This is a genomic window from Streptomyces chartreusis, from assembly GCF_008704715.1.
GTDB lineage: Bacteria > Actinomycetota > Actinomycetes > Streptomycetales > Streptomycetaceae > Streptomyces > Streptomyces chartreusis.
In genome coordinates, this window is the sequence record NZ_CP023689.1 from 6,096,040 (window position 1) to 6,122,210 (window position 26,171).

Below are 26,171 nucleotides of genomic sequence, written 5' to 3' on the forward strand. Positions count from 1 at the left end.
ATTTGTGCGACCACCCCCCTCCGGTGGCAGCATGGGCACTGTGACGTCACCCGCTCCCGTAGAGATCGAACGTACCGAAGCGGCGGAGGAGACCTTCGCCGTCCCCGAGCCCGACGTCCCCTGGGTCACGATCGTGCACAACGACCCGGTCAACCTCATGAGCTATGTGACGTACGTCTTCCAGTCGTACTTCGGCTATCCCAAGGACAAGGCCACCAAGCTCATGCTCGACGTCCACCACAAGGGCCGGGCGGTCGTCTCCAGCGGTACCCGCGAGGAGATGGAACGCGATGTGCAGGCCATGCACGGCTACGGCCTGTGGGCCACCCTTCAGCACGACCGCAAATGACCGCACGCCCGCAGGACCGGAAGTAGCGAATCGTCTCCATGCCAGGAACCTTCGAACCGCTCCCCGGCGGCGGCGCGGCCGTCGCCCTCGACGACGTCGAGATCTCCATCATCCGCTCGCTGGCCGTGCAGCTCCTGGAGCTCATCGGCCCCGGCCCCGCCGAGGACACCCCGGACGACCCGCTCGCCGAGCTGTTCGCCGAGGGCCCGAGCGAACCGCCGGCCGACCCGGTCCTGAGACGTCTGTTCCCGGACGCCTACAGCGACCCCGAGGGCACCCCGCAGGCCAAGGAGGCCGAGGAGCAGCGGGCGTACTCCGCCGAGTTCCGCCGCTACACCGAGAACGACCTGCGGTCCGGCAAGCGGGACAACGCCCTCGCGGTGGTCCGCTCCCTGGACTCGCTGAGCACCGACTCCGCCGGTGAGGGAGGCGCGGTGCTCAAGCTCTCCGTGCCGGAGTCCCAGCAGTGGCTCGGCGCGCTGAACGACCTGCGGCTGGCCATCGGCTCCCGGCTGGAGATCGCCGACGAGGACGACACCGATCTGCTCTACCGGCTCCCGGACGAGGATCCGCGCAAGCCGATGGTGATGGCATACCTGTGGCTCGGAGGGCTCCAGGAGACGCTGGTCGCCACGCTCATGCCGTAGAACGCGACCTTCTTGCACTGAAGTGTGACGATTTTGTGTTCGCTCAGCGGACGCTCAAATCCGGATAACGATCGAGTCACTGCCGCCACCCGCTATGGGGGGCGGCAGTCTCGTTTGTCCGCTTCTTCCTGTGTGATGCGCCACATGAACCGCCCCCGATCACGGTTAAGCCCGTGATAAATCTTCACGACGCCCGGCGAACACCACCCGAATGTTCGGCCGGGTGCGCCACATGGCCGGCGGATCGTCGGCCAGGCACAGCTCCAGCAATCCGGGGGGATCGAGACCCGATCCGGGGCCGACGAAGGTCCGGGTCGGCATGGAGAAAGGCGCACCACACATGACCTCTGCGAAGGTCACTGACGAGAAGGCCACGGGTACCCCGGAAGAGGGGTACGAGCGGGGTCTCGGCAGCCGTCAGGTCCAGATGATCGCGATCGGCGGCGCCATCGGCGTCGGCCTCTTCATGGGCGCCGGGGCGAACATCGCCAAGGCCGGCCCCAGCATCATCCTCATGTACGCCCTCGCGGGCGTCGTCATCTTCTTCATCATGCGGGCCCTGGGCGAGCTGCTCCTCTACCGCCCCGTCTCCGGCTCGTTCGCCGAGTACGCCCGCGAATTCCTCGGCCCCTTCTTCGGCTTCGTCACGGGCTGGACGTACTGGCTCATGTGGGTGGTCACCGGCATGGCCGAGCTCACGGCCGCCGCGATCTACATCCACTTCTGGTTCCCCGAGATCCCGCAGTGGGTCAGCGCCCTGGTGTTCCTGGTGGTGCTCTTCGGTGTGAACCTGATCTCCGTCAAGATCTTCGGCGAGGTCGAGTTCTGGTTCTCGATGATCAAGGTCACGGCCATCATCGGCATGATCGTCATCGGCCTCGGCGTGCTCACCCTCGGTTTCTCCGACGCCGGTGACACCGCCACCGTCTCCAACCTCTGGTCGCACGACGGCTTCTTCCCGAACGGCATCGGCTCCAGCCTGATGACGCTCCAGGGCGTCATGTTCGCCTACCTCGCCGTAGAGCTCGTCGGCGTGACCGCGGGCGAGTCCGAGAACCCCGAGAAGACCCTGCCCAAGGCCATCAACACGCTGCCCTGGCGCATCATCGTCTTCTACGTCGGCGCGCTGCTGGTGATCCTCTCCGTCGTGAAGTGGACCGAGTTCTCCGCCGGCGAGAGCCCGTTCGTGCACGCCTTCGGCAAGATCGGCATCCCGCTCGCCGCGGGCATCGTCAACTTCGTGGTGCTCACCGCGGCCCTTTCCTCCTGCAACTCGGGCATGTACTCGACCGGCCGCATGCTGCGCGACCTGGCCGCCAACAGCGAGGCCCCGCAGGCGTTCGGCAAGCTCAACTCCCGCAAGACGCCCGCCATCGGCATCACGGTCTCCGTGGCGCTCATGGGCATCGGCGTCGTCCTGAACTACGTCGTCCCGGAGAAGGCGTTCCTCTACGTCACCTCCGTCGCCACCGCGGCCGGCATCTGGACCTGGATGATGATCCTCGTCAGCCACATCCGCTACCGCGCGGCGGTCGACGCGGGCCGGCTGCGGGCCTCGTCCTTCCCGGCTCCCGGCGGTGCGCTCTTCAGCTGGGTCGCGCTCCTCTTCCTCATCGGCGTGACCTTCATGATCGCGTACGACAAGGACGCGCGGGTCTGCCTGTACGTGGCGGCCGGCTGGGCCGTCGCCCTGGGCGTCGGCTGGGCGGTCCTCAAGCGCCGCAACCCGCAGCTCGGCGACCGCGGCGGCGAGCCGGAGCTCGAAAAGGTCGGCTAGGCGCTTCGCTGATAGGGCCGCGTCAGGGGCCGTCGGGCGGCTGCGGGTCCGTCGTGGCTGGTCGCGCAGTTCCCCGCGCCCCTTCGGGGGCGCCGGCGCGCCGCCCTGCCAGGACGTCCCGCCGCCTGGGGCACTCGTGGCGCCCCGGACGGTTGCCGCTCAGGACGTCCGCTATATGGGCCGCCCCGTACCACTCTTCGGTACGGGGCGGCCCTCTGTCTATCCTGACGAACATGCTGACCATCACGCAGGCCCTCGTCGACCAGATCGTCGCCCACGCCCGCAAGGACCACCCCGACGAGGCGTGCGGTGTCGTCGCGGGACCGGCCGGCTCGGACCGGCCCGAGCGCTTCATCCCGATGCTGAACGCGGCCATGTCGCCCACGTTCTACGAGTTCGACTCCGGCGACCTGCTCAAGCTCTACCGCGAGATGGACGACCGCGACGAGGAACCGGTGGTCATCTACCACTCCCACACCGCCACCGAGGCATACCCCTCGCGCACCGACATCTCCTACGCCAACGAGCCCGGCGCGCACTACGTCCTGGTCTCCACCGCCGACACCGACGGCCTCGGCGACTTCCAGTTCCGCTCCTTCCGCATCGTCGAAGGCGAGGTGACGGAGGAGGAGGTCAAGGTCGTCGAGGCGTACTGAGAAGGCGTACCGGGAAGGTCTGAACAGCGCGGTCTCATTCCCCGGCCCGAAAGCGTCCGCGATGTGGGATCACATTCCAGGACCCGGACCGGGAATCGATACGATGACCCCATGGTTCTCCACGACGTGAGCGAGAAGACGCCGGGCATGCTGCTCGTGGCGCGGCTGCACGTCGACCTGTGCAGGCTCGCCAGCGCCATCTGTTGACGCGACACCTGCCGCCGTACGGCCATGAGCCGCGGCGCCGCACACCCGCACCACCCTGCCGCAACTGCGCTGCCGCGCGCCCCCGACCGACTACTCCCGACAGGAGCCCTGAGCCATGGCCATCGAGGTCCGCATCCCCACCATCCTCCGCACCTACACCGACGGTCAGAAGGCTGTGGAGGGCACCGGGGACACCCTCGCCGAGCTCTTCACCGACCTCGAGACCCGGCACACGGGCATCCACGCCCGCATCGTGGACAACGGCGAGCTGCGCCGCTTCGTCAACGTCTACCTGAACGACGAGGACGTCCGCTTCCTCGAGGGCATCAACACCAAGGTCGCCGACGGCGACAACGTGACGATCCTGCCGGCCGTGGCCGGCGGCATGGCCTGATCCGAATGCGCTACGACTCCCCGCTCGCCGCGGTGGGCAACACCCCTCTGGTGTGCCTGCCGCGGTTGTCGCCGTCCGAGGACGTCCGCATCTGGGCCAAGCTGGAGGACCGCAACCCCACCGGCTCGGTCAAGGACCGCCCCGCCCTGCACATGATCGAGCAGGCGGAGAAGGACGGCCGCCTCACCCCGGGCTGCACGATCCTGGAGCCGACCAGCGGCAACACCGGCATCTCGCTCGCGATGGCGGCGAAGCTCAAGGGCTACCGCATGGTCTGCGTGATGCCCGAGAACACCTCGCAGGAGCGCCGGGACCTGCTCGGCATGTGGGGCGCGGAGATCATCTCGTCCCCGGCCGCGGGCGGCTCCAACACCGCCGTACGGGTCGCGAAGGAACTGTCGGCCGAGCACCCCGACTGGGTGATGCTCTACCAGTACGGCAACCCCGACAACGCCGGCGCCCACTACGCCACGACCGGCCCGGAGATCCTCGCCGACCTCCCCTCCATCACCCACTTCGTCGCCGGCCTCGGCACCACCGGCACCCTGATGGGCGTCGGCCGCTACCTGCGCGAGCAGAAGCCCGACGTGAAGATCGTCGCCGCCGAACCGCGCTACGACGACCTGGTCTACGGCCTGCGCAACCTCGACGAGGGCTTCGTCCCCGAGCTGTACGACGCCTCCGTCCTGACCACCCGCTTCTCGGTCGGCTCGGCCGACGCGGTCACCCGCACCCGTGAACTCCTCCAGCAGGAGGGCATCTTCGCGGGCGTCTCCACCGGCGCCGCCCTGCACGCGGCGATCGGCGTCGGCAACAAGGCGCTGAAGGCGGGGGAGAGCGCCGACATCGCGTTCGTCGTCGCCGACGGCGGCTGGAAGTACCTCTCGACGGGCGTCTACACCGCGGCCACGACCGAGGAAGCGATCCAGACCCTCCAGGGCCAGCTCTGGGCCTGAGCGGCACCCGGCGACGCCGGGACGATCCGCCGGACAGGACTCAAGTGGCGAGGTGACGGACCTGGTCCCACACGACCGGGTCCATCACCCCCACCCGCCGCCGGAACTCCCACACCGGTACGTGCCGCAGCTCGCCGGTCTCCAGGAAGCTCGCCCTGCCACGGGTGTCGCCGACCGCTCCCGGCGGCAGCGGGATCACTCCGTACCGCTCGTCGCGGTACTTGCTGGTGATCTTCGCGACCGTCACCTGCTGCCCGCGCACCGCCAGCACCAGACACGGCCGGTCCTTGGCTCCCGGCCCGTCCTCGAAGGGCACCCTCGCCCACCAGATCTCGGCGGGCGCCGGACGCGCCGACTTCCGTCCCGCGGGCCGCCCGGGCGGCCGCGTCCTGCTGCTCCGGGGCCTGCTGCCGCGCCCCCATCCGTCCACCAGCGTGGCGACCAGGGCGAGCAGTACCACCGCCGCGAGCGCGAGCCACCAGGACGTGTCCATGAGGAGAAGGTACCGGCGCGCACCCACCCGCGCGCGCCTTCTTCCGGGCCTTCTTTGCTCTTCGCCACGACAGTGTGCGAGTGCTTCGCACGCACCTGCCGTTACTCGCGTCCCATATCCAGCCGAACGCGTGACACCACAGGTGAGTTCGCCCACAACAGACCTTTGCGGAGGAGCGACCGGAGGTTTTGCGCCTTACGCTCGACAAACCGCACGACCCCCGACGCCCCAATTCCCGATCTTCTGGATTTCCCGCCAGCGGAGGTTTCTGTTTCATGAAGCTCACCGTCGTCGGCTGCTCGGGGTCGTTCCCGTCCGCGGAATCGGCCTGCTCGAGCTACCTCGTCGAGGCCGACGGCTTCCGGCTGCTTCTCGACATGGGCAACGGTGCCCTTGGTGAGCTGCAGCGCCACTGCGGTCTCTACGACCTCGACGCGATCTTCCTCAGTCATCTGCACGCCGACCACTGCATCGACATGTGCGCGTACTTCGTCGCGCGCTACTACCGGCACGACGGCGGCCGCTGCGACCCGATCCCGGTCTACGGACCCGAGGGCACCGAGCAGCGCCTGACCACCGCCTACGCCGACACCCCCACCGCCTCCTCCATGAGCGAGGTCTTCGACTTCCACACGGTCAAGCCGTCCACCTTCGAGATCGGCCCCTTCACGGTGCACACCGAACGCGTGGCCCATCCCGTGGAGGCTTACGGCATCCGCATCGAGCACGGTGGAAAGACGCTGACCTACTCGGGTGACACGGGCATCAGCACCGCCCTGGACGAACTCGCCCGCGACGCGGATCTGTTCCTGTGCGAGGCCGCCTTCACGCACGGCAAGGAGAACATCCCCGACCTGCACCTCAACGGCCGTGAGGCAGGTCAGTCGGCCGCCCGCGCGGGCGCCCGCCGTCTGGTCCTCACCCACATCCCGCCGTGGACCGACCCCCAGGTCAACCTGGCCGACGCGCGCGAGGTCTACGACGGTCCGGTGGAACTCGCGGCGCCGAGGCGGACGTACGAGATCTAGTCCTCCCAGCACGGCCCGTACGGGGTTCAGGCCCGTATGCGCGACGAAGGCCCCGGAACCTTCCCGGTTCCGGGGCCTTCGTCATGCCGTACGGCTCGGCCTCACGCCTTGGTGAGGTCCTCCAGCTCCTCCTCGGGCTCGCGGCCCGGGGTGGGGAGGTTCCACTTCGTGATGGCGAAGCGGAAGACGGAGTAGTAGATCGCGGCGAAGACGAGGCCGATCGGGATGATGAGCCATGGCTTCGTCGCCAGGTTCCAGTTGAGCGCGTAGTCGATGAAGCCCGCGGAGAAGGTGAAGCCCGCGTGGACGCCGAGGGCCCAGGTGATCGCCATCGACAGGGCGGTGAGGACCGCGTGGATCACGTACAGCACCGGGGCGATGAACATGAACGCGAACTCGATGGGCTCGGTGACACCGGTGACGAAGGAGGTCAGGGCGAGCGAGACCATCATGCCCATCACGGCCTTGCGGCGCTCGGGGCGGGCGCAGTGCGCGATGGCGATGGCGGCGGCCGGCAGGCCGAACATCATGATCGGGAAGAAGCCCGACATGAACTGACCGGCGGTCGGGTCACCGGCGAAGAAGCGGTTCAGGTCGCCGTGCACGATCTCACCGGCGGCGTCCTTGAAGTCGCCGAGCTGGAACCAGGAGACGGTGTTCACGAACTGGTGCATGCCGACCGGGATCAGCGCGCGGTTGATCAGACCGAACAGACCCGCGCCGACGGCGCCGAGACCGGTCATCCACTCGCCGAAGTCCGCGATGACCTCACCGATCGGCTCCCAGACCAGGCCGAAGAACACACCCATCACGGTGCCGACGAAGGCCATGATGATCGGGACGAGACGGCGGCCGTTGAAGAAGCCGAGCCAGTCGACCAGCTTGGTGCGGTGGTAGCGCTGCCACAGCACGGCGGACAGCAGACCCATGATGATGCCGCCGAGGACACCGGGGTTGTTGTAGGTCGCGGCTATGTCAGCGCCGGCCTGGACCTTCGCCTCGGTGACCGGGAACGCCTTCAGCACATTGCTGTAGACCAGGAAGCCGACGAGCGCGGCGAGGGCCGTCGAGCCGTCCGACTTCTTGGCGAAGCCGATCGCCACACCGATGCAGAACAGCATCGGCAGGTTGTCGAAGATCGCGCCACCGGCGGTGGCGAAAACGGCCGCGACCTTGTCCCAGCCGAGCCCGTCCTTGCCGAACACGTCGGGCTGGCCGAAGCGCAGCAGGAGACCTGCGGCCGGGAGCACGGCGATCGGCAGCTGAAGGCTGCGGCCGACCTTCTGAAGGCCCTGGAAAAGACCGGATCCCCACTTCTTTGTGGGGGCCGCCGTTGGCGAGGTGGCGGTGCTCATAGACTTCCTCCATCGGGTGGTGGTCTACACCACTCAGTGGTGTAGACCTGTTGTAGCACGATGAAGGTGAGATAAGGAACCCGCGATTCCCAAGGGTTTTCTGGACCGTTATCAAGCCCTTTTTCAGACCTTTGTCACGTCCTCGACCTGGTCCTCCGGCTCCCGGCCGGGCGTCTTGAGATCGAACTTCGTGATCGCGAAGCGGAAGATCGCGTAGTAGACGGCTGCGAAACACAGGCCGATCGGGATCATCGCCCACGGTTTCGTCGCCAGGTTCCAGTTGATGATGTAGTCGATCAGGCCGGCCGAGAAGCTGAAGCCGTCGTGGACGCCCAGAGCCCAGGTGACCGCCATCGACACACCCGTCAGCAGCGCGTGGACCACGTACAGCATCGGGGCGACGAACAGGAACGAGTACTCGATCGGTTCCGTGATGCCGGTGACGAAGGACGTCAGGGCCACCGACGTCATCAGCCCGCCGACCTCCTTGCGGCGGCTCGGCCGCGCGCAGTGCGTCATGGCGAGGGCGGCCGCCGGCAGCGCGAACATCATGATCGGGAAGAAGCCCGAGGTGAACTGACCGGCGTCCGGGTCGCCCGCGAGGAACATGTTGATGTCGCCGTGCACCACCGTGCCGTCCGGCTTGGTGAAGGTGCCGAACTGGAACCAGATGGGCACGTTGAGGAACTGGTGCAGCCCCACGACCAGCAACGCCCGGTTCGCGACGCCGAACACGCCTGCGCCCCAGGCGTCCAGGCCGTCCATCCAGTCGCTGAAGCTCTCCAGCGCGTCACCGATCGGCGGCCACACCCACAGGCAGAGCGCCGCGAAGGCGATCGACACGAACGCCATGATGATCGGGACCAGACGCCGGCCGTTGAAGAAGCCGAGCCAGTCCACCAGCTTCGTACGGTGATAGCGGGCCCAGAAGAACGCGGCCAGCAGACCCACCACGATGCCGCCGAACACCCCCGGGTTCTGGTACTCGAACACGGTCACCGTGCCGTCCTGCACCTGGCAGCCGACGTTCGGCACGGCCTTCGAGCCCTCGGGGCAGTCCTCCGGGAACTGGCGCAGCACGTTGTAGTAGACGAGGAACCCCACGACCGCAGCGAGCGCCGTCGAGCCGTCGGACTTCTTCGCCATGCCGATGGCCACACCCACGCAGAACAGCAGCGGCAGCCCCAGCGCACCGTCCAGCAGCGCCCCGCCCGCGCCCACCATCACCTTGGAGACATCGGTCCAGCCGAGCCCGTCGTCGCCGAACACATCAGGCTGGCCGAGGCGGTTGAGGATGCCGGCGGCGGGCAGGACGGCGATCGGGAGCTGGAGACTGCGCCCCATCTTCTGCAGTCCCTGGAACGCGGTGTTCCAACGGGCGCGCGCAGGACTGATGGCGGAGCTGTCGGCACTCATGGACGCCCCTCGGTAAGGTGGTGTAGACCAGTTGGCGACGGTTCCACTGTCGTGAACGTCATCCTTCGGCACCGACGGCATGACCGCTCGCGAAGATGGGCCAACTGTGGGTTACTGCGACAAAGCGGTTCGGATCAGGGAGAAGGAACATGGCCAGCAAGGCTGAGAAGATCGTCGCCGGGCTCGGTGGCATCGACAACATCGAGGAGATCGAGGGCTGCATCACCCGGCTGCGCACCGAGGTCAGCGACCCCTCGCTGGTCGACGATTCCGCTCTGAAGGCCGCCGGCGCCCACGGCGTCGTGAAGATGGGCACCGCCATCCAGGTCGTCATCGGCACCGACGCCGACCCGATCGCGGCGGAGATCGAAGACATGATGTGAGCCTCCGGGCTCACCGCGAGGGGCCCCGTCCCGGGCGATCACAGCCGCGGGAGGGGCCCCTTCCGTATGGGGCTAGGCTCACGCCATGGCAGCTACCTCCTCAACGACCCGCATCGACGGGCGCACCCCCGAACAGCTCCGGCCGGTCACCATCGAGCGCGCCTGGTCCAAGCACGCGGAGGGCTCCGTCCTCGTCTCCTTCGGCGACACGAAGGTCCTGTGCACCGCCTCCTTCACCGAAGGCGTCCCGCGGTGGCGCAAGGGCAGCGGTGAGGGCTGGGTCACCGCGGAGTACGCCATGCTGCCCCGCGCCACCAACACCCGGGGCGACCGCGAGTCCGTCCGCGGCAAGATCGGCGGCCGTACGCACGAGATCAGCCGCCTCATCGGACGCTCCCTGCGCGCGGTCATCGACTACAAGGCGCTCGGCGAGAACATGATCGTCCTCGACTGCGACGTCCTCCAGGCCGACGGCGGCACCCGTACCGCCGCCATCACCGGCGCCTACGTCGCCCTCGCTGACGCCATCGCCTGGGCCCAGGGCAGGAAGCTGATCAAGCCCGGCCGCAAGCCGCTCACCGGCACGGTCAGCGCCGTGTCCGTCGGCATCGTCGGCGGCGTCCCGCTCCTCGACCTGCGCTACGAGGAGGACGTGAAGGCCGACACCGACATGAACGTCGTCTGCACCGGCGACGGCCGCTTCGTCGAGGTCCAGGGCACCGCCGAGGCCGAGCCCTTCGCCCGCGAGGAGCTCAACTCCCTGCTGGACCTTGCCGTTTCCGGCTGCGGGGAGCTGGCGGAACTCCAGCGCAAGGCGCTTGATACCGTCCTCGAAAAGTAAAGGACGCCCCAAGTCGGGCCGCGTCCTCGGGCAACCGCGCGGCCCTTCCCGGCGTCACTAGGGGTACGGGCGTACGGCACACCGCTGTGCGCCCGGCCAGTGACACGGGGGCCTGCGAGGCCTGAGCAGGAGGGGAACGTCAAGCATGGCCACGAGCCGACGACGCCGGAGCCGTATCGCCATAGCCGCCGCAGCCATCGCGGCGGTCGGGCTGACGGCAGGGCTGACCACCGGCTGCGACGCCGTCAACAAGGCACTGGACTGCGTCCAGACCGCCGACGCCATCGCCGACAGCGTCACGGAACTCCAGCAGGCCGTGGAGAGCGCCGCGAACGACCCGACGCAGCTGGAGGAGTCGCTGACCTCCATAGACAAGAACCTCGACAAGATCGGCGACAAGACCGACAACACCGACGTCAACAAGGCGGTGGACGACCTCCAGCAGGCCGTCACCAACGTCCGCGACGCGGTCAAGAACGGCGACGAGACCCCTGACATCAGCCCGGTCACGGATGCGGCGGGCGAACTCACCAAGGTCTGCACGCCGTAACGCTGCGACGGCTGGGGCGGTGCGCCTCGTCTGCCGGGTTCCGCCGGTGGGCGGCCACAGGCTCGTGGTGGCTGGTCGCGCAGTTCCCCGCGCCCCTTTTCGGCCGCTCCGCGGCCGCCTTGGGGCGCCCGGGCCTGCCTGGCTACTGTGTCGCCATGACCCGCCTCATCCTCGCCACCCGTAACGCCGGAAAGATCACCGAGCTCCGGGCGATCCTCGCCGACGCAGGTCTCGATCACGAGCTCGTCGGCGCGGACGCCTACCCGGAGATCCCCGACGTCAAGGAAACTGGCGTCACCTTCGCCGAGAACGCGCTGCTGAAGGCGCATGCCCTGGCGCAGGCGACCGGACTGCCCGCCGTCGCCGACGACTCCGGGCTCTGCGTCGACGTGCTCAACGGCGCCCCCGGCATCTTCTCGGCCCGCTGGGCCGGCCGGCACGGCGACGACACGGCCAACCTGGACCTGTTGCTGGCCCAGCTCTCCGACATCGACGAGGCCCACCGCGGCGCCCACTTCGCCTGCGCCGCGGCCCTCGCCCTGCCCGACGGCACGGAGCGGGTGGTCGAGGGACAGCTCCGGGGCGTCCTGCGACATGTCCCCGCCGGCACGAACGGCTTCGGCTACGACCCGGTTCTGCAGCCGGAGGGCGAGACGCGGACCTGCGCGGAACTGACGGCGGAGGAGAAGAACGCGATCAGCCACCGCGGCAAGGCGTTCCGGGGCCTGGTGCCGGTGGTGCGGGAGCTGGTGGGCTGAGGAGCGTACGGAAACGGCCTGCGTATCGATCCTTCGATCCGCAGGCCGTTTATGTGCGGCGGAAGGGATTCGAACCCTCAAGCCCGCTAAGGGCCACAGGACCTAAACCTGCTGTGTCAACCATTGCACCACCGCCGCTAGCCGTCTGTCATCGTACCGGCACTCGTCGACGGCCCGTCGCCTCCCCTGCATCACGTACTGGTGATCGCATGGCAGTTGGGGCAGGGAGCGCAGGCCGGTGTTCGAGTGGGCCGGCCTGGCTCCTGGTGGGTGGAGCTCGGTCAGATGCCCAGGTCCTTGATGATCTTCGCCACGTGGCCGGTCGCCTTGACGTTGTACAGGGCCCGCTCGACCTTGCCGTCCTCGTCCACGACCACCGTCGAGCGGATGACGCCGACGACCGTCTTGCCGTAGAGCTTCTTCTCGCCGAAGGCGCCGTAGGACTCCAGGACCTTCTTGTCCGGGTCGCCGACCAGCGTGACCTTCAGGGACTCCTTCTCGCGGAACTTCGCGAGCTTCTCCGGCTTGTCGGGGGAGACGCCGATGACGTCGTAGCCGGCGCCGGCCAGCAGCTCCAGGTTGTCCGTGAAGTCACAGGCCTGCTTGGTGCAGCCGGGCGTCAGGGCGGCCGGGTAGAAGTAGACGATGACCTTGCGGCCCTTGTGGTCCGACAGGGACACGTCGTTGCCGTCGGCGTCGGGCAGGGTGAAGGCGGGGGCCACGTCCCCCGGCTGGAGTCGCTCGCTCATCGAACCAGCGTAACCGGGGAGCCTGACAGTGCGGTCCGGCGAGGAACTGACAGACTGTCCGGAAACAGCATCAGCTTCACTTCGGAGGCCGAACGGTGGCGGACACGTCGGACACCAGAACACCGGCGCAGATCGAGGCGGACATCAAAGCCCGCCGAGCAGCGCTGGCCGAGACGCTCGACGAGATCGGGGTGCGCGTCCACCCGAAGACGATCGTCGGCGACGCCAAGGCCAAGGTCGTCTCGAACATCGACCACACCCTGGGGCGGGCCTATGTCGAGGTCAACCGGGCCGTGAGCGGGGTGACGGCCAAGTTCACCGACGAGGCGGGCGCGCCCAGGCTGGAGCGCATCGTGCCCGTCGCGCTCGTCGCCGTCGGCCTTGTCGGGCTGCTCGCCCTGGGCACGCGGCGCCGCAAGGGCTGAGGGGCGGACCCGAGGGCGTACGCGGGCGGTAAAGGCAGGTAGGTTCAAGGCGTGAGCGCCAAAAGCAACGAGCACAGCACCCACCACGACAAGCTGCCCATCCGGATGCTGCACGACCGTGTACTCGTGCGGCAGGACACCGGCGAGGGCGAGCGGCGTTCCGGTGGCGGCATCCTGATCCCCGCCACCGCGGCCGTGGGCCGTCGGCTGGCCTGGGCCGAGGTCGTCGCGGTGGGGCAGAACGTACGCACCGTGGAGACCGGTGACCGGGTGCTGTACGACCCGGAGGACCGCGCCGAGGTCGAGGTGCGCGGGGTCGCGTACGTGCTCATGCGCGAGCGTGATCTGCATGCCGTGGCCGCCGACCGGTTCGAGGGGGCGGAGGACTCCACGGGGCTCTACCTGTAGTCCGCTCCACCTCGGGATCGACGGTTCGAAGGGGCTGGTGACCATCGTCACCGGCCCCTTCCGCTGTTTCTTTTGCTAGTTTTGAAGGAACCCGACGAGACGCGCCGTACCGGGATGTACGCAAAGACGACGCACCCCGTTTCACGTCGTACGTCTCGGAGGTGCCTGTCATGGCCTGGGTTCTGCTCGTCGTCGCCGGTCTGCTAGAGGTCGGCTGGTCGATCGGCATGAAGTACACCGACGGATTCACCCGGCTCGTCCCCAGCCTGTTCACCGGGGCCGGCATCGTCGCCAGCATGCTGCTGCTGTCCTACGCCGCGAGGTCCCTGCCCATCGGCACCGCCTACGGCGTGTGGGTGGGCATCGGTGCGGCCGGTGCCGCGGTGGTCGGCATGGTCGTGCTGGGGGAGCCGGCCACCGCCGCGCGGATCTTCTTCGTCTGTCTGCTGCTGGTCTCGGTGGTGGGGCTCAAGGCGACCAGCGGTCACTGAGCCCCGGCGGTCACGGCCGGCGGGTGGTGCTGAGCGTCCCGGCCGTGTTCCCGGATGTCCCTCCGCCGCCGGTGTCGGTCCCGCCGGTGGAGCTGTCCCCGCCGGTCGCTCCGCCGGTGTCCGTGCCGCCCGAGTCGGTGCCGCCGTCGGTGGTGCCGCCGTCCGTGGTGCCTCCGTCGGTGGTGCCGCCGGTGTCGGTGCCGCCGGTCGCGCCGCCGTCCGTGGTGCCCCCGTCGGTGGTGCCGCCGTTCGTCGTGTCACCGGTGGTGGCGCCGCCGGTGTCGCCCGGGGTCTCGCCGCCGGTCTGGCCCTCGGTGTCCTGGCCGCCGGTCGTCGTCTCCCCGGTGGTGCCGTCCTCGTCCTGGTCGCCGGAGTCCTCGTCGCCCTCGGTGGGGTCGGTCGTCGGGTACTGCGGCTCGTCGGCGCCCTCCTGGAGCTGGAGGTCGAACTCGCCGACCGGCTTGCCCTTCAGGGCCTCCTTGGTGAACTGGGCCCAGATGTCGGTGGGCGCCCCGCCGCCGTTGATGCGGTCCAGGCCCATCACGCCGTACAGCGACTTGTGCTTGGCCGTGACCGGGTCCTGGCCCATGACGGCGACGACGGTGGCCAGTTCGGGCGTGTACCCGGCGAACCAGGCGGCGGTGTCCTCCTCCGCCGTGCCGGTCTTGCCCGCGGCGGGCCGGCCGGCGGCCAGGGCCGCGGTTGCGGTGCCGTTGTCGACGACGCTCTGCAGGACGGACGTCGTGGTGTCGGCGGCCTCGCGGCTGACGACCTGGGAGGTCTTGCGCTCCGGCAGCTCGATGACGTCGGCGCCGTCCTTGGTGATCCTGTCGACCATCGTGTACGTGCCGTGCTTGCCGTGGTTGGCGAGCGTCGCGTAGGCCTCCGCCATGTCGAGGACGCTGGCGGTGGCGGTGCCGAGGGCGATCGACGGGTACGGCTGGAGGTCGGGGGTGCCGGTCGGCAGCCCGAGCTCGATCGCGGTGTCCTTCACCTTCTCGGGGCCGACGTCCACGGCCATCTGCGCGTACACCGAGTTCACGGAGGAGTCGGTGGCCTTGCGGACGGTGATGTCGCCGTAGGAGTGCTGGTCCTCGTTCTCCGGGGCGTAGGTGCCGGTCCAGCCCTGGACGGGGCGCTGGTTGGTGCCGTCGTAGATCGTGTTCGGGGTGATCTGGCGGCCGTCCTGGGTGGTGGAGCCGTTCTCCACGGCCGAGGTGAACACGAACGGCTTGAAGGTGGAGCCGACCTGGAAGTCCCTGCGGGTGGCGTTCGGGGTGTACTGCTTGACGTAGTCGATGCCGTTGTACATCGCGACGACCTTGCCGGTCTTCGGGTCGACGGAGGCGCCGCCCGCGCGGACGTACTTGTCGACCTTGTTGTTCTTCTTGTCCAGCTTGGCCATCAGCTGGTCGTTGACGGCGTCGACGAAGGCGTTCTGCTTGTCCTTCTGGAGGGTGGTGGTGATGCGGTAACCGCCGAGCTCCAGCTCCTCGGCGCTGACGATCTTGTTCTGGGTCAGGTAGTCCTTGACGATCTGGACGATGTAGCCGCGCTGACCGGAGAGGTTGGTGGAGGTCGAGGCCTCCTTCGGCGCCGGGAACTTCATGCCCGCCCGCTTCGACTCGCTGAGCCAGCCCTTGGTGACCATGCCGTCCAGGACGTAGTTCCAGCGGGCGACGGCCGCGGACTTGTTCTCCGGGTGGGCGACGACGTCGTACTCGCTGGGCGCGTTGACCAGCGCCGCCAGGTACGCGGAGCGGGCCGGGTCGAGGTCCTTGGCGTCCATGCCGTAGTAGGCCTGGGCGGCGGCCTGGATGCCGTAGGCGTTGCGGCCGAAGAAGCTGGTGTTGAGGTAGCCCTCGAGGATCTCGTCCTTGGTCTTCTCGCGATCGAGCTTGATCGCGATGATGAACTCCTTGGCCTTGCGGGTGACCGTCTGGTCCTGGCGCAGGTAGTAGTTCTTCACGTACTGCTGGGTGATCGTGGAGCCGGACTGCTTGCCCTTGCCGGTGGCCGTGTTCCAGGCGGCCCGCAGCATCGCCTTGGGGTCGATGGCCGACTCGGAGTAGAAGTCGCGGTCCTCGGCGGCCAGGATCGCGTGCTGGGCGGCCTTGGACATCTGCGCGAGGGTGACGTTCTCCCGGTTGACCTCGCCGTCGCGGGCGATCACCGAGCCGTCCGCGTACATGTAGACGTTGGCCTGCTTGGTCGCGAGCGCGTTGGCCGGCGGGATCTTGACCAGGGAGTAGGCCAGGAAGAACCCGCCGACGAGCAGCAGCGTGCCGACGACGAAGGTGGCAAGGACCATGCGCCAGGTCGGGATGATCCGCCGCCAGCCCGTCCTCTTCGGCCGCTTGGGCTTCCCGCTCTGCGGCTGTGGCTGGGCCTGCGGCTCCTGCGGCTGCGGCTCGTCACTCATCTCTGGCACGGACTCCTGTTTCGCGTCGTACGTTCCCGTACGCCCTCGTACGCCTACTGCGCCCCCATTGAAGACTCTCGCACCGGGCGTTCCGTTCCCGGAAACCGGCGCGTGTCCTGGAAAGTGAGCGAAACCTCGCGCGGGGGCGCCCGGAAAATGGCTGGCAGCCCCGTTCACGGGCGCACTAGGCTCCTGCGCTTCGGTGCCGGGCGCGGGCGAGGAGGGCTGTGGATGTGGGCTCCGGGCGGTTGTACCTGGCCGTCGCGGCGGGCGGCTTCAGAAGGTACGCGACCTATCGGGTGGCCACCGCGGCCGGCGTGTTCACCAACACCGTCTTCGGCGTGATCCTCGTCTACACCTATCTCGCGCTGTGGGACCAGAAGCCCCATCTCGGCGGGTACGACCAGGCGCAGGCCGTCACCTATGTGTGGTTGGGGCAGTGCCTGTACGCGACCCTCGCGATCCAGGGCGGCGGCGCCGAGAAGGACCTCATGGACCGGATCCGCACCGGTGAGATCGCCGTCGACCTGTACCGGCCGGCCGACCTGCAACTCTGGTGGCTGGCCGGGGACATGGGGCGGGCGCTGTTCCAGATGGTGGGGCGGGGAGTGGTCCCGTTCCTGTTCGGCGCGGTGTTCTTCCCGATGGCCTTGCCGACGGACGTCACCCCGTGGGCGGCGTTCGCGGTCACCCTGCTGCTGGCGGCGGTCGTCAGCTTCGCGATCCGCTACCTGGCGGCCCTGAGCGTGTTCTGGCTCCTGGACGGCATGGGCGTCAACCAGGCCCTGATGATCACCGGGATCTTCTTCTCGGGCATGGTGCTGCCGCTGAACGCCTTCCCGGGCGTGTTCGGCGAGGTCGTGCGGGCGCTGCCCTGGGCGGCGCAGATCCAGATGCCCGCGGACGTGCTGATGGGGGAGAGGGCGCCGCTCGGGGCGTTCGCCTTCCAGGCGGTGTGGGCGGTGGTGCTGCTGGCCGCGGGGCGGATCGTGCAGTCGGCGGCGACGCGTCGGGTGGTGGTGCAGGGTGGGTGAGCGCGGCGCCCTGCTCGAAGGGCTGCGGGCCTACCGGCTGATCGCCGCCATGTGGGTGCGGTCCAGCATGACCTACCGCACCTCCTTCGCCGTCACGGTGCTCGGCAACCTGATGGTGACCGGCCTGGACTTCGTGGCGATCCTGCTGATGTTCTCGCAGGTCGACACCCTGGGCGGCTGGTCGCTGCCGGAGATCGCCCTGCTGTACGGCCTGTCGGCGACCGCGTTCGGGATCGCCGACCTGGTGCTGGGCTCGATGGACGTGCTGGGCGGCCGGATCCGCGACGGCTCCTTCGACACGCTCCTGGTGCGGCCCGCTCCGGTGCTCGCGCAGGTCGGCGCCGATCACTTCGCGCTGCGCCGCCTCGGCCGGATCACGCAGGGCGCGCTGGTCCTGGGCTGGGCGCTGGTGTCGGCCGGCATCGAGTGGACGCCCGCGAAGGTGCTGCTGATGCCGGTGATGCTGATCAGCGGCGCGGCGATCTTCTCGGCGGTGTTCGTGGCGGGCGCGGCCTTCCAGATACTCGCGCAGGACGCCGCCGAGGTGCAGAACGCGTTCACCTACGGCGGGACCACGCTGCTTCAGTACCCGCCCACCGTGTTCGGCAAGGACCTGGTGCGCGGCGTGACCTTCATGCTGCCCCTCGCCTTCGTCAACTGGGTGCCCGCCGCCTACGTGCTGGGGCGGCCGTACCCGATCGACCTGCCCGGGTGGACGGCCTTCGCCTCGCCCCTGGTGGCGGCGGCGTGCTGTGCCCTGGCCGGTCTGGCGTGGCGGGCCGGGCTGCGGTCGTATCGGAGTACGGGGAGTTAGGGGCAGGCCATGGCGGACGGGACGTTCATCGAACTCGACGGTGTCGAGAAGGTCTTCGACGTGCGCAAGAAGACCGGTTTCCTCAAGCGGGAGCGGCGGCAGGTGCGGGCCGTCGACTCGATCTCCTTCCGGGTGGCGCGCGGGGAGATGGTGGGCTACATCGGGCCGAACGGCGCCGGCAAGTCGACGACGATCAAGATGCTGACGGGGATCCTGACGCCGAGCGGCGGCCGTCTGCGGGTGGCGGGCATCGACCCCTCCCGCGAACGCACCAGGCTCGCCCACCGCATCGGGGTGGTGTTCGGGCAGCGCACCACGCTGTGGTGGGACCTGCCGCTGATCGACTCGTACAGGCTGATGCACCGCATGTACCGCATCCCGGACGCCCGTTACCGCGAGAACCTCAACCGGCTCGTGGAACTCCTGGACCTGGCCGACCTGTTGGACGTTCCCGTACGGCAGCTTTCGCTCGGCCAGCGGATGCGTGGCGACATCGCGGCGGCGCTGCTGCACGACCCCGAGGTGCTGTACCTGGACGAGCCGACCATCGGACTCGACGTCATCTCCAAGGCCAGGGTCCGTGAGTTCCTGCGGGAGTTGAACACCGAGCGCGGCACGACGGTGCTGCTGACCACCCACGACCTCCAGGACATCGAGCAGCTGTGCTCACGGGTGATGGTCATCGACCACGGGCGGCTGATGTACGACGGCCCGCTCGCCGGGCTGCACGAGGTCGGGGAGAGCGAGCGGACGCTGGTGGTCGACCTGGAGCGCGAGCTGCCGCCGATCGAGGCGCCGCCCGCGCGCGTGGTGAAGGTGGAGGGGCCGCGGCAGTGGCTGGCGTTCCCGGCGGCCGAGTCGGCGGCGGTGCTGGTGGCGCGGATCGCGGCGGAGTATCCGCTGGTGGACCTGTCGGTGCGGGAGCCCGACATCGAGGCCGTGATCGCGAAGATGTACGCGGAGAAGCCGGGACGGACCGAGCGGGCGATCTCGTAGCCCCGGGGCGGGGTTGCTCGTAGGCTGCATTGCATGAGCGAGGAAGCCCCGGAGCTGCGTGCCTCCGACGCCGATCGTGAACAGGTCGCCGAGATCCTGCGGGACGCCCTCGCGGAGGGGCGGCTCGACATGGAGGAGTTCGAGGAACGCCTCGACGCGACGTACAAGGCCCGCACCTACGGGGATCTGGCCCCGATCACCCGGGATCTGCCGGTCGGCGCGGTGGCCGTGCCGAAGGTCGACATGGTGAAGAAGCCCGGGGCCGCCGCCGGGAGTTGGAGCGAGCGGATCGTCGGCGGCGAGGGGTCGTCGACGTGGGGTGTCGCCGTGCTGTCGGGGTTCCAGCGCAAGGGGCGCTGGACCGTGCCGAGGCGGTTCAACTGCTTCGCCTTCTGGGGCGGCGGGGAGATCGACCTGCGCGAGGCCAACTTCGCGGACGGCGCGGTCGAGATCAACTGCGTCGCGATCATGGGCGGGGTCGAGGTCGTCGTGCCGCCCGGGGTCGAGGTCGAGGTGCGCGGGATCGGGATCATGGGCGGTTTCGACCACCGCGAGGACGGGGCGCCCGGGGATCCCGGCGCTCCGCGGGTGATCGTGACCGGGTTCGCCTTCTGGGGCGGCGTCGGGGTCGAGCGGAAGCTGACCCGGACGCAGAAGCAGGAACTGCGCGAGGAGCGGCGCCGGGAGCGGCTGGAGCGGCGCGAGGAGCGGCGGGAACTGCGGTCCTCGGCACGTGACGAGAGTTACGAGGGTCATCGCAGGATGCTCGAGGAGCACCGGGACCTGTGGCGCCACGGGCACGACGAGCGCGGCGCCCGCCGGGAGAAGGCCCGGGAGCGGGACGAGGACTGACCGCGCCCGCCCCTGCCCCCGCCCGTCGAGCCGGTCGCTTTTACAGCTCGGCCGGAGCCGCGCCCTTCAGGTCCTGGAGGTCGAAGGACTCCGCCATGCGCTCGTAGCCCTTGTCGCTGGGGTGGAGGTGGTCGCCGGAGTCGTAGTCGGGGCGGAACTTGCGCGGGTTGTACGGGTCGCGCACGGCCTCGTCGAAGTCGGCGACCGCGTCGAAGACCCGGCCCGCGCGGATCTCGGCGTTGATCTGCTGACGCACGTTCTCGCGGGCGTCGCTGTAGCCCCGGTGGCCCTGGAAGGGCATCAGGGTGGCGCCGACGACCTTGAGGCCGCGGGCGTGGGCCTGGCGGACCAGGGTGCGCAGTCCCTCGAGGATGCGCTGGGGGTCGGCGAGGCCCGGGTTGCGCAGGATGTCGTTGACGCCGAGGTCGATGACGACGACCTTGACGCTCGTGCGGGACAGCGCGTCGCGGTGGAAGCGGCCGACGCCCGCCTGGTTGTCCGCGGGGCGCCCGGCGCCGCTGGCGAGGATCTGGTTGCCGCTGATGCCCTGGTTCACGACGCTGTAGCGCGGCACGTCCTGGCCGGCGGCGACGGCCGCCCGCAGCCGGCGCGAGAGGACGTCCGTCCAGCGGCGGTTGGCGTTCTGGGTGGACGAGATGCCGTCGGTGAGCGAGTCCCCGAAGACCACGACGGTGCCCTCGGAGTCGTGGCTGAGGACGTCCAGCGCGGTCACGTACCGCCAGGCGTCGACCTGGCCGGTGTACGCCGTGCCGGTCGCGTCCTCGGTGAGGTCGCCCTCGGCGACATAGCTGGTCTGGCGTGCGTGCGGGTGGTAGGTCACCGGGCCCGACGGGGTGGGGGAGTAGGTGGTCACCAGGACGTCGGCGTCCGCCGGGATCGTCATGCGCACGGCGTCGCTGAGCACCTGCTGGCCCGGCGGGATGACGACCGTGGGGCTGCCGCCGAAGGTCAGCCGGCGCATGGTGTCCGCCACCGCGGCGGCCGTCGCGGAGCCGGCCGCGAGCGCGACCGACGCGTGCGTGATCGTCAGCCGGGACTGGCCGTAGAGATTGGACAGCGTGATCCGGGCACTCGTACCGCCGACGCTGGTGTGCACGACGTTGCGCACCGAGTCGCCGGCGAGGCCCTCCAGCTCGGTGCCGGGTTCGGCGCCGACCGGGGAGGCGGACCAGGCGCCCACCCAGAGGCCGGTGGAGGCCGGGGCGACGGGGCCCCGTCCGGAGCCGGTCTTCGTGGGGGTGCTCTTGCCGGTCGCGCTGCCGTTGTCGGAGGCGGCTCCGATGTATATCGCGGCGGAAAGCGTGACGATCAGGGCGATGATCGCGCTGAGCAGGGCATAACCGTTTCGCCTGGTCATGCGGTGCGTGTCTCCTCGGGCGGATGGGAGCCCGGGGCTCCGATGTGATCACCTCATGATGCGTCATGAGGCAGAGGGGAGTTGCACAGACCCCCCATTGGGCCGCCGGAGTTCATCCGGACTTCGCCATCGACCTCCCCCCACGGGACAGACGCCGGGAACTCTTGATTCGTTCCAGGAGTAGGTCAGGAAGGGACAATATGTGCGGGGGATCCTGGACGGGTGGAGCGGAATGGAACGTACGAATCAGGATGAAACGGGAACGCCTGTCGTAGAGCAGCATGCCCGGCCGGAGGGCGCCGGTAACCGGCGCGTGCCCGCATCGGCCGTACGTGCGATGACGACGTTCACCGCCGCCGACCAGGAGAAGCAGCGCGGCGTACGGCGGATGAAGATCACCGCGACCGGGCTGCTGCTCTTCGTCGCGCTGGTGTACGTCCTCGCCAAGGTCGCCTCGAACCAGGGCGCCGGCGCCTGGGCCGACTATGTCGCCGCGGCGGCGGAGGCCGGCATGGTCGGCGCGCTCGCCGACTGGTTCGCCGTCACGGCCCTGTTCCGCCACCCCCTCGGACTGCCCATCCCGCACACCGCGATCATCCCGACCAAGAAGGACCAGCTCGGCGTCTCCCTGGGCGAGTTCGTCGGCGAGAACTTCCTCTCGCAGGACGTCGTACGGCAGCGCCTGCGCGCCGTCGGCATCGGCAGCCGCCTCGGCGCCTGGCTCGCCGAACCCGAGCACGCGGACCGGGTGACGGCGGAGCTGTCCGCGGCACTCAGGGGCGCCCTGACGGTCATGCGCGACTCGGACGTCCAGGCGGTCGTGGGCGAGGCGATCACCCGGCGTGCCGACGCCCAGGAGATCGCGCCCGGCATAGGGAAGATGCTGGAGAAGGTCGTCGCCGACGGCGGCCACAAGCGGGTCGTCGACCTCGTCGTGGCCCGCGCCCAGAACTGGCTGATACTGCACGACGACGAGATCATGGACGCCGTCCAGGGCGGCGCCCCCGGCTGGACCCCGAGATTCGTGGACCGCAGGGTCGGCGAGCGGGTCTACAAGGAGCTGCTGCGCTTCGTCACCGAGATGCGCGACATGCCCAGCCACCCCGCCCGCGGCGCCCTCGACAAGTTCCTCACCGACTTCGCCTCCGACCTCCAGTCCGACACGGAGACCCGCGCGCGGGTCGAGCGGCTCAAGGGCGAGGTGCTGGGCCGCGGCGAGGTGCAGGACCTGATCGCCTCCGCGTGGACCGCCGTACGCCGGATGATCGTCTCCGCGGCCGAGGACGAGCGCAGCGAACTGCGGCTGCGGGTGCGTGCCTCGCTGCTGTCGCTGGGTGCGCGGATGGCGGTCGAGCCGCGGCTCCAGGCCAAGGTCGACGGCTGGGTGGAGGGCGCGGCGGTGTACGTCGTCTCCACCTACCGCAAGGAGATCACCTCCCTGATCACGGACACCGTGGCGAGCTGGGACGCCGAGCACACCACCCGGAAGATCGAGGCGCACATCGGCCGCGACCTCCAGTTCATCCGGATCAACGGCACCGTGGTGGGCTCGCTCGCCGGGCTGGTGATCTACACCGTGTCGCGGGCGCTGGGAGCGTAGGGCGGGGGGCTCGGCGGGGTCGTCGGGCGTGGAGAACGGGTGCTCAGGGCGGTCGGCGGGCGTAGGGCCGGGGAGTTCGGGGCACTCGGCGGGGGTTCCGCTCGACGAGGAGGGGGCCCATGACCACCGCGCAGGCCGAGACCGGCCGTACCGTCACCACCGACATCCCCGCCCGTCTCGACCGGCTGCCCTGGTCGCGCTGGCACTGGACGATCGTGATCGGCCTCGGCACCGTGTGGATCCTCGACGGCCTGGAGGTCACGGTCGTCGGCAGCATCGCTCCCCGGCTGTCCGAGCCCGGCAGCGGTCTGCCGATCACCTCCGGCCAGGTCACCGGCCTGGCAGCCGCGCTCTACGTGGCCGGTGCCTGCCTCGGCGCGCTGTTCTGGGGCCGGCTCACCGACCGGTGGGGCCGCAAGAAGCTCTTCATGATCACGCTCGCGGTCTATCTCGCGGCGACGGCCCTCACCGCGGTCTCGTTCGACACCTGGTGGTTCTTCCTGTTCCGCTTCCTCACCGGCTTCGGCATCGGAGGCGAGTACGCGGCGATCAACTCCGCGATCGACGAGCTGATCCCGGCGCAGTACCGCGGCCGCGTCGACCTGATGATCAACGGCAGCTTCTGGCTGGGCGCGGTCGGCGGCTCGCTGCTGGCGATCGTCGCGCTGGACACGGCGATCCTGCCCGCGGACATCGGCTGGCGGCTGACGTTCGCGCTCGGTGCCGTTCTCGCGCTGGTGATCCTGCTGGTCCGGCGGCATGTCCCGGAGAGTCCGCGCTGGCTGCTGATCCACGGCCGCGACGACGAGGCGGAACGGATCGTCACGGCCATCGAGACCAAGGTCGAGGCCGAACGGGGCGAGCCCCTGCCGCGCCCCGAGGGTGAACTCACCATCCGGCAGCGCCGGAGCGTGTCCTTCCTGGAGATCGGCCGGACCGTCTTCTCGAAGTACCGCAGGCGGGCGATCCTCGGCTTCTCCCTCTTCATCGGCCAGGCGTTCCTCTACAACGCCATCACCTTCGGCTTCGGCGCGATCCTCGCCACGTTCTTCGACGTGCCGACCGGCGACACGGGCTACTACTTCGCGGTCATCGCGGTCGGCAACTTCATGGGTCCGCTGCTGCTCGGCAGGCTCTTCGACACGGTCGGCCGACGCGTCATGATCTCGTCGACGTACCTGCTCTCGGGCCTGCTGCTGTTCGGCACCGCCTGGCTGTTCGACCAGGGTGTGCTCAACGCGACCACGATGACGGCCTGTTGGTGCGCGGTCCTGTTCTTCGCCTCGGCGGGCGCTTCGAGCGCCTACCTCACGGTCTCCGAGATCTTCCCGATGGAGACCCGCGCGATGTCCATCGCCTTCTTCTACGCCCTCGGCACCGCGGCCGGCGGCATCAGCGGACCGCTGCTGTTCGCCGACCTCACCGGGACGGGCAAGGTCGGCGACACGGTCCTCGCCTTCCAGATCGGCGCGGCGCTGATGTGCCTGGCGGGCCTGGTCGCGGCCTTCTTCGCGGTCCGCGCGGAACGCCGGTCCCTGGAGGACATCGCCCGTCCGCTCACGGCGGTGACGGAGCCGTCGACTGCGGGGGTGCGGGCGGCGAAGGCCTCGGGGACGTAGCGGACCCTGGGCTGGTCATCGGGCGCGGCGGCGCAGCAGGAGGAGGCCGCCGACGAGGCCGCCGCCGGCGGAGGGCGGGGACGAGGCCGAGGGCGATGCGGTGGGCACGGTCCGGGGGCCAGACTGCGGGGGACAACGAAAACTCCGGACAACCGTTCCAGGGAGCCGCACCGATGACCGTCCGCAGGATCGTCCCCAACGTCCACGCCGGGTCCGAGGAAGCGATCGCGACGAGCCGTGACTTCTACGGCCTGCTCGGCTTCGAGGAGGTGATGGACATGGGCTGGGTGACGACCATGGCGTCCCCCGCCAACCCCACCGCCCAGATCAGCTTCTTCACCGAGGACCGCACCGGCCCCGTCGTCCCCGACCTGAGCGTGGAGGTCGAGGACGTCGACGCCGTGTACGCGCAGGTACTGGCGTCGGGCGCGGAGATCGTACGGGAACTCAAGGACGAGGAGTGGGGCGTACGCCGCTTCTTCGTACGGGACCCGGGCGGCCGCGTGGTGAATGTCCTGACCCACCGGTCGTAGGGGGACGTACGGCCGTGACGCGCGGGACCCCCACCACCTCGCGTCAGCCGCGGCGGTCCGCCACCGCCCAGGACGCCAGGGCCACCGCGCCCGCCACCCCGAACACGGCGGGCCAGGCACCGACCTTCTTGGCCAGTGGATGCGAACCGGCGAAGGCGGCGACGTAGGCGGTGCTCAGGGCGCCCGCGGCCCTGCCGCCCGCCCGCCGCCGCCACTGCTGTGCGGCGGTGGCGCCCGCCACGGCCAGTACGGCACCGCCGAGCTGCCGGTTCCCGGTCCAGCGGGCCACGCCGTACCCGCCGACGAGCCCGCCCGCCGCGACCACCGCGCTGGGAACCTTCGCCATGTTGCCTCCAACCACTGCTGCCGGGCCGGCGACCACTTCGGCCGTCCCTTCAGGACCGAGGCTAACCGGCCCGGTCCCCGCGGGACTCCGCCCGGGCCCGCAGCTCGGTCGCGTAGCCCGCGCCGATGGCGCACCCGGCGGCGGTCAGTGCGAGCACCAGCACGCCCGGGTTCACATACCCGGGCACGTCACCCGTGTCGTAACTCCCGCCGTCACTCGTCTCGCAGACGAACCCGAGCGGGATGTACGTCACTTTGTGGTCGGTGATCTCGATGCCCCGCTCGTGCCGCTCCCACCAGCCCGCCGTACGGCAGGACTGCGGCGGTGCCGAGTCGGTGCCGCCGTCCTCCGCCACCATCACCGCGCCGCACACCGCGAGCAGCCCCCACGCGTACAGGGCGAACGCCCCGGCGCCCGCGAGGGCCGCGATGCCGCGCAGCGTGCCCGGGACTCCGGTGCGACGCTCGCGCCGGTCGGCCAGGGTGCGGATGCCGTGTCCGGCCAGACCGATCGCGGTGATCACCGCGATCAGGACGAACAGCAGGATCAGCAGAAACACCTGGCCTCCAGGTCGGGAGAACGGCGGACGACTGCGGGTGCGCCGAGTCCAACAGGGCCCGGCGCACCCGGCTGTGGCGGAGCCCACAGTTCCGGCAACAGGAGCGCTACAGGATCGGGATCACGGCATCGGGGT

Annotated in this window: 30 protein-coding genes, 1 tRNA gene and 1 riboswitch; of the genes, 22 read left to right on the plus strand and 9 right to left on the minus strand. The window is 69.5% G+C overall.

Annotated elements, in window-relative coordinates:
- Window positions 1-31: 31 nt before the first annotated feature.
- The 7 genes from clpS to CP983_RS26780 all read left to right on the plus strand — a co-directional run bounded on the left by clpS (window position 32) and on the right by CP983_RS26780 (window position 4,986).
- A complete protein-coding gene (gene clpS, locus CP983_RS26745) occupies window positions 32-349 on the plus strand; it encodes an ATP-dependent Clp protease adapter ClpS (RefSeq protein WP_030945914.1) in 318 nt (105 codons plus the stop codon).
- Between the two features lie 38 nt (window positions 350-387).
- The gene (locus CP983_RS26750; RefSeq protein ID WP_107905661.1) at window positions 388-996 is read left to right on the plus strand and encodes a DUF2017 domain-containing protein; all 609 of its coding nucleotides are present in this window, start codon (window positions 388-390) and stop codon (window positions 994-996) included.
- Between the two features lie 340 nt (window positions 997-1,336).
- Window positions 1,337-2,773 carry an amino acid permease gene (locus CP983_RS26755; protein ID WP_107905660.1) on the plus strand — a complete coding sequence of 479 codons (1,437 nt, stop codon included), beginning with the start codon at window positions 1,337-1,339 and terminating at the stop codon, window positions 2,771-2,773.
- A gap of 233 nt (window positions 2,774-3,006) precedes the next feature.
- A complete protein-coding gene (locus tag CP983_RS26765; protein ID WP_107905659.1) occupies window positions 3,007-3,429 on the plus strand; it encodes a M67 family metallopeptidase in 423 nt (140 codons plus the stop codon).
- A gap of 111 nt (window positions 3,430-3,540) precedes the next feature.
- Window positions 3,541-3,636 (plus strand): putative leader peptide, encoded by a 96-nt coding sequence (locus CP983_RS45095; RefSeq protein ID WP_312025360.1) that lies wholly within the window; start codon window positions 3,541-3,543, stop codon window positions 3,634-3,636.
- A gap of 115 nt (window positions 3,637-3,751) precedes the next feature.
- The gene (locus tag CP983_RS26775) at window positions 3,752-4,030 is read left to right on the plus strand and encodes a MoaD/ThiS family protein (RefSeq protein ID WP_107905657.1); all 279 of its coding nucleotides are present in this window, start codon (window positions 3,752-3,754) and stop codon (window positions 4,028-4,030) included.
- A gap of 5 nt (window positions 4,031-4,035) precedes the next feature.
- A complete protein-coding gene (locus CP983_RS26780) occupies window positions 4,036-4,986 on the plus strand; it encodes a PLP-dependent cysteine synthase family protein (RefSeq protein WP_107905656.1) in 951 nt (316 codons plus the stop codon).
- A gap of 40 nt (window positions 4,987-5,026) precedes the next feature.
- Here the strand turns inward: CP983_RS26780 and CP983_RS26785 are convergent, their stop codons facing one another.
- Window positions 5,027-5,479 (minus strand): type II toxin-antitoxin system PemK/MazF family toxin, encoded by a 453-nt coding sequence (locus tag CP983_RS26785; protein WP_150502299.1) that lies wholly within the window; start codon window positions 5,477-5,479, stop codon window positions 5,027-5,029.
- Window positions 5,480-5,754: 275 nt separating this feature from the next.
- On the opposite strand from CP983_RS26785, the gene CP983_RS26790 reads away from it, so the two are divergent.
- The gene (locus tag CP983_RS26790; RefSeq protein ID WP_030945932.1) at window positions 5,755-6,507 is read left to right on the plus strand and encodes an MBL fold metallo-hydrolase; all 753 of its coding nucleotides are present in this window, start codon (window positions 5,755-5,757) and stop codon (window positions 6,505-6,507) included.
- 101 nt (window positions 6,508-6,608) lie between these two features.
- Here the strand turns inward: CP983_RS26790 and CP983_RS26795 are convergent, their stop codons facing one another.
- Together CP983_RS26795 and CP983_RS26800 are read right to left on the minus strand one after the other, a co-directional pair.
- Entirely contained in the window at window positions 6,609-7,862 is a 1,254-nt protein-coding gene (locus CP983_RS26795) for a PTS transporter subunit EIIC (RefSeq protein ID WP_150502301.1), read from the minus strand.
- Window positions 7,863-7,985: 123 nt separating this feature from the next.
- Window positions 7,986-9,278: a PTS transporter subunit EIIC gene (locus tag CP983_RS26800; RefSeq protein WP_125525994.1), complete on the minus strand. Its 1,293-nt coding sequence runs from the start codon at window positions 9,276-9,278 to the stop codon at window positions 7,986-7,988.
- Between the two features lie 149 nt (window positions 9,279-9,427).
- Between CP983_RS26800 and CP983_RS26805 the strand changes: the two genes are divergently transcribed.
- The 4 genes from CP983_RS26805 to rdgB all read left to right on the plus strand — a co-directional run bounded on the left by CP983_RS26805 (window position 9,428) and on the right by rdgB (window position 11,810).
- The gene (locus CP983_RS26805) at window positions 9,428-9,661 is read left to right on the plus strand and encodes a PTS sugar transporter subunit IIB (protein ID WP_037888512.1); all 234 of its coding nucleotides are present in this window, start codon (window positions 9,428-9,430) and stop codon (window positions 9,659-9,661) included.
- An 85-nt stretch (window positions 9,662-9,746) separates the two neighbouring features.
- Window positions 9,747-10,502: a ribonuclease PH gene (rph, locus tag CP983_RS26810; protein ID WP_107905654.1), complete on the plus strand. Its 756-nt coding sequence runs from the start codon at window positions 9,747-9,749 to the stop codon at window positions 10,500-10,502.
- Between the two features lie 145 nt (window positions 10,503-10,647).
- Entirely contained in the window at window positions 10,648-11,052 is a 405-nt protein-coding gene (locus tag CP983_RS26815) for a hypothetical protein (RefSeq protein WP_147999536.1), read from the plus strand.
- Window positions 11,053-11,207: 155 nt separating this feature from the next.
- Window positions 11,208-11,810 (plus strand): RdgB/HAM1 family non-canonical purine NTP pyrophosphatase, encoded by a 603-nt coding sequence (gene rdgB / locus CP983_RS26820; protein WP_150502303.1) that lies wholly within the window; start codon window positions 11,208-11,210, stop codon window positions 11,808-11,810.
- Between the two features lie 54 nt (window positions 11,811-11,864).
- On the opposite strand, the gene CP983_RS26825 is transcribed toward rdgB, so the two are convergent.
- Together CP983_RS26825 and bcp are read right to left on the minus strand one after the other, a co-directional pair.
- Window positions 11,865-11,948 (minus strand) — tRNA-Leu (locus CP983_RS26825).
- 143 nt (window positions 11,949-12,091) lie between these two features.
- Window positions 12,092-12,559 carry a thioredoxin-dependent thiol peroxidase gene (bcp, locus tag CP983_RS26830; protein ID WP_107905651.1) on the minus strand — a complete coding sequence of 156 codons (468 nt, stop codon included), beginning with the start codon at window positions 12,557-12,559 and terminating at the stop codon, window positions 12,092-12,094.
- A gap of 95 nt (window positions 12,560-12,654) precedes the next feature.
- On the opposite strand from bcp, the gene CP983_RS26835 reads away from it, so the two are divergent.
- The 3 genes from CP983_RS26835 to sugE all read left to right on the plus strand — a co-directional run bounded on the left by CP983_RS26835 (window position 12,655) and on the right by sugE (window position 13,883).
- Entirely contained in the window at window positions 12,655-12,984 is a 330-nt protein-coding gene (locus CP983_RS26835; protein ID WP_030947504.1) for a DUF3618 domain-containing protein, read from the plus strand.
- 51 nt (window positions 12,985-13,035) lie between these two features.
- On the plus strand, window positions 13,036-13,392 hold the full coding sequence (locus CP983_RS26840) for a GroES family chaperonin (RefSeq protein WP_107905650.1): 357 nt from the start codon (window positions 13,036-13,038) through the stop codon (window positions 13,390-13,392).
- 65 nt (window positions 13,393-13,457) lie between these two features.
- Window positions 13,458-13,528, plus strand: a riboswitch (guanidine-III (ykkC-III) riboswitch).
- Window positions 13,529-13,562: 34 nt separating this feature from the next.
- Window positions 13,563-13,883, plus strand: coding sequence for a quaternary ammonium compound efflux SMR transporter SugE (sugE, locus tag CP983_RS26845; protein WP_030947510.1), 321 nt, complete (start codon window positions 13,563-13,565; stop codon window positions 13,881-13,883).
- A 10-nt stretch (window positions 13,884-13,893) separates the two neighbouring features.
- Here sugE and CP983_RS26850 read toward each other — a convergent pair whose 3' ends face one another.
- Entirely contained in the window at window positions 13,894-16,305 is a 2,412-nt protein-coding gene (locus tag CP983_RS26850; protein WP_150502305.1) for a transglycosylase domain-containing protein, read from the minus strand.
- A 233-nt stretch (window positions 16,306-16,538) separates the two neighbouring features.
- On the opposite strand from CP983_RS26850, the gene CP983_RS26855 reads away from it, so the two are divergent.
- Genes CP983_RS26855 through CP983_RS26870 form a run of 4 tightly spaced genes read left to right on the plus strand, consistent with a single transcriptional unit; the run spans window position 16,539 to window position 20,001 of the window.
- Window positions 16,539-17,339 (plus strand): ABC transporter permease, encoded by an 801-nt coding sequence (locus CP983_RS26855; RefSeq protein WP_150506891.1) that lies wholly within the window; start codon window positions 16,539-16,541, stop codon window positions 17,337-17,339.
- Window positions 17,332-18,153: an ABC transporter permease gene (locus CP983_RS26860; protein ID WP_150502307.1), complete on the plus strand. Its 822-nt coding sequence runs from the start codon at window positions 17,332-17,334 to the stop codon at window positions 18,151-18,153. The genes CP983_RS26855 and CP983_RS26860 overlap by 8 nt, the downstream gene beginning before the upstream one ends.
- A 9-nt stretch (window positions 18,154-18,162) precedes the next feature.
- Window positions 18,163-19,149, plus strand: a complete 987-nt coding sequence (locus CP983_RS26865; RefSeq protein WP_150502309.1) for an ABC transporter ATP-binding protein — start codon at window positions 18,163-18,165, stop codon at window positions 19,147-19,149.
- Window positions 19,150-19,182: 33 nt separating this feature from the next.
- Window positions 19,183-20,001, plus strand: a complete 819-nt coding sequence (locus tag CP983_RS26870) for a DUF1707 SHOCT-like domain-containing protein (protein WP_150502311.1) — start codon at window positions 19,183-19,185, stop codon at window positions 19,999-20,001.
- A 40-nt stretch (window positions 20,002-20,041) separates the two neighbouring features.
- On the opposite strand, the gene CP983_RS26875 is transcribed toward CP983_RS26870, so the two are convergent.
- On the minus strand, window positions 20,042-21,379 hold the full coding sequence (locus CP983_RS26875; RefSeq protein WP_150502313.1) for an SGNH/GDSL hydrolase family protein: 1,338 nt from the start codon (window positions 21,377-21,379) through the stop codon (window positions 20,042-20,044).
- 232 nt (window positions 21,380-21,611) lie between these two features.
- Between CP983_RS26875 and CP983_RS26880 the strand changes: the two genes are divergently transcribed.
- The 3 genes from CP983_RS26880 to CP983_RS26890 all read left to right on the plus strand — a co-directional run bounded on the left by CP983_RS26880 (window position 21,612) and on the right by CP983_RS26890 (window position 25,131).
- Complete coding sequence (locus tag CP983_RS26880; RefSeq protein ID WP_229915027.1) at window positions 21,612-22,979, plus strand: DUF445 domain-containing protein; 1,368 nt, start codon at window positions 21,612-21,614, stop codon at window positions 22,977-22,979.
- Between the two features lie 119 nt (window positions 22,980-23,098).
- On the plus strand, window positions 23,099-24,598 hold the full coding sequence (locus CP983_RS26885) for an MFS transporter (RefSeq protein WP_150502315.1): 1,500 nt from the start codon (window positions 23,099-23,101) through the stop codon (window positions 24,596-24,598).
- A 173-nt stretch (window positions 24,599-24,771) separates the two neighbouring features.
- Window positions 24,772-25,131 (plus strand): VOC family protein, encoded by a 360-nt coding sequence (locus CP983_RS26890; protein WP_030960916.1) that lies wholly within the window; start codon window positions 24,772-24,774, stop codon window positions 25,129-25,131.
- 43 nt (window positions 25,132-25,174) lie between these two features.
- Here the strand turns inward: CP983_RS26890 and CP983_RS26895 are convergent, their stop codons facing one another.
- Window positions 25,175-25,477, minus strand: coding sequence for a hypothetical protein (locus tag CP983_RS26895; protein WP_150502317.1), 303 nt, complete (start codon window positions 25,475-25,477; stop codon window positions 25,175-25,177).
- 61 nt (window positions 25,478-25,538) lie between these two features.
- A complete protein-coding gene (locus CP983_RS26900; protein WP_150502319.1) occupies window positions 25,539-26,036 on the minus strand; it encodes a hypothetical protein in 498 nt (165 codons plus the stop codon).
- Window positions 26,037-26,171: the final 135 nt, after the last annotated feature.

Coding starts and splice junctions, on each gene's coding strand:
- CP983_RS26895 (WP_150502317.1), bottom strand. CDS start 25,477: ATGGCGAAGGTTCCCAGCGCGGTGGTCGCGGCGGGCGGGCTCGTCGGC.
- CP983_RS26805 (WP_037888512.1), top strand. CDS start 9,428: ATGGCCAGCAAGGCTGAGAAGATCGTCGCCGGGCTCGGTGGCATCGAC.
- CP983_RS26780 (WP_107905656.1), top strand. CDS start 4,036: ATGCGCTACGACTCCCCGCTCGCCGCGGTGGGCAACACCCCTCTGGTG.
- CP983_RS45095 (WP_312025360.1), top strand. CDS start 3,541: ATGGTTCTCCACGACGTGAGCGAGAAGACGCCGGGCATGCTGCTCGTG.
- bcp (WP_107905651.1), bottom strand. CDS start 12,559: ATGAGCGAGCGACTCCAGCCGGGGGACGTGGCCCCCGCCTTCACCCTG.
- rph (WP_107905654.1), top strand. CDS start 9,747: ATGGCAGCTACCTCCTCAACGACCCGCATCGACGGGCGCACCCCCGAA.
- CP983_RS26765 (WP_107905659.1), top strand. CDS start 3,007: ATGCTGACCATCACGCAGGCCCTCGTCGACCAGATCGTCGCCCACGCC.
- CP983_RS26885 (WP_150502315.1), top strand. CDS start 23,099: ATGACCACCGCGCAGGCCGAGACCGGCCGTACCGTCACCACCGACATC.
- CP983_RS26890 (WP_030960916.1), top strand. CDS start 24,772: ATGACCGTCCGCAGGATCGTCCCCAACGTCCACGCCGGGTCCGAGGAA.
- rdgB (WP_150502303.1), top strand. CDS start 11,208: ATGACCCGCCTCATCCTCGCCACCCGTAACGCCGGAAAGATCACCGAG.
- CP983_RS26785 (WP_150502299.1), bottom strand. CDS start 5,479: ATGGACACGTCCTGGTGGCTCGCGCTCGCGGCGGTGGTACTGCTCGCC.
- CP983_RS26875 (WP_150502313.1), bottom strand. CDS start 21,379: ATGACCAGGCGAAACGGTTATGCCCTGCTCAGCGCGATCATCGCCCTG.
- CP983_RS26850 (WP_150502305.1), bottom strand. CDS start 16,305: ATGAGTGACGAGCCGCAGCCGCAGGAGCCGCAGGCCCAGCCACAGCCG.
- CP983_RS26790 (WP_030945932.1), top strand. CDS start 5,755: ATGAAGCTCACCGTCGTCGGCTGCTCGGGGTCGTTCCCGTCCGCGGAA.
- CP983_RS26775 (WP_107905657.1), top strand. CDS start 3,752: ATGGCCATCGAGGTCCGCATCCCCACCATCCTCCGCACCTACACCGAC.
- CP983_RS26755 (WP_107905660.1), top strand. CDS start 1,337: ATGACCTCTGCGAAGGTCACTGACGAGAAGGCCACGGGTACCCCGGAA.
- CP983_RS26750 (WP_107905661.1), top strand. CDS start 388: ATGCCAGGAACCTTCGAACCGCTCCCCGGCGGCGGCGCGGCCGTCGCC.
- CP983_RS26815 (WP_147999536.1), top strand. CDS start 10,648: ATGGCCACGAGCCGACGACGCCGGAGCCGTATCGCCATAGCCGCCGCA.
- clpS (WP_030945914.1), top strand. CDS start 32: ATGGGCACTGTGACGTCACCCGCTCCCGTAGAGATCGAACGTACCGAA.
- CP983_RS26880 (WP_229915027.1), top strand. CDS start 21,612: ATGGAACGTACGAATCAGGATGAAACGGGAACGCCTGTCGTAGAGCAG.
- CP983_RS26865 (WP_150502309.1), top strand. CDS start 18,163: ATGGCGGACGGGACGTTCATCGAACTCGACGGTGTCGAGAAGGTCTTC.
- CP983_RS26870 (WP_150502311.1), top strand. CDS start 19,183: ATGAGCGAGGAAGCCCCGGAGCTGCGTGCCTCCGACGCCGATCGTGAA.
- CP983_RS26795 (WP_150502301.1), bottom strand. CDS start 7,862: ATGAGCACCGCCACCTCGCCAACGGCGGCCCCCACAAAGAAGTGGGGA.
- sugE (WP_030947510.1), top strand. CDS start 13,563: ATGGCCTGGGTTCTGCTCGTCGTCGCCGGTCTGCTAGAGGTCGGCTGG.
- CP983_RS26800 (WP_125525994.1), bottom strand. CDS start 9,278: ATGAGTGCCGACAGCTCCGCCATCAGTCCTGCGCGCGCCCGTTGGAAC.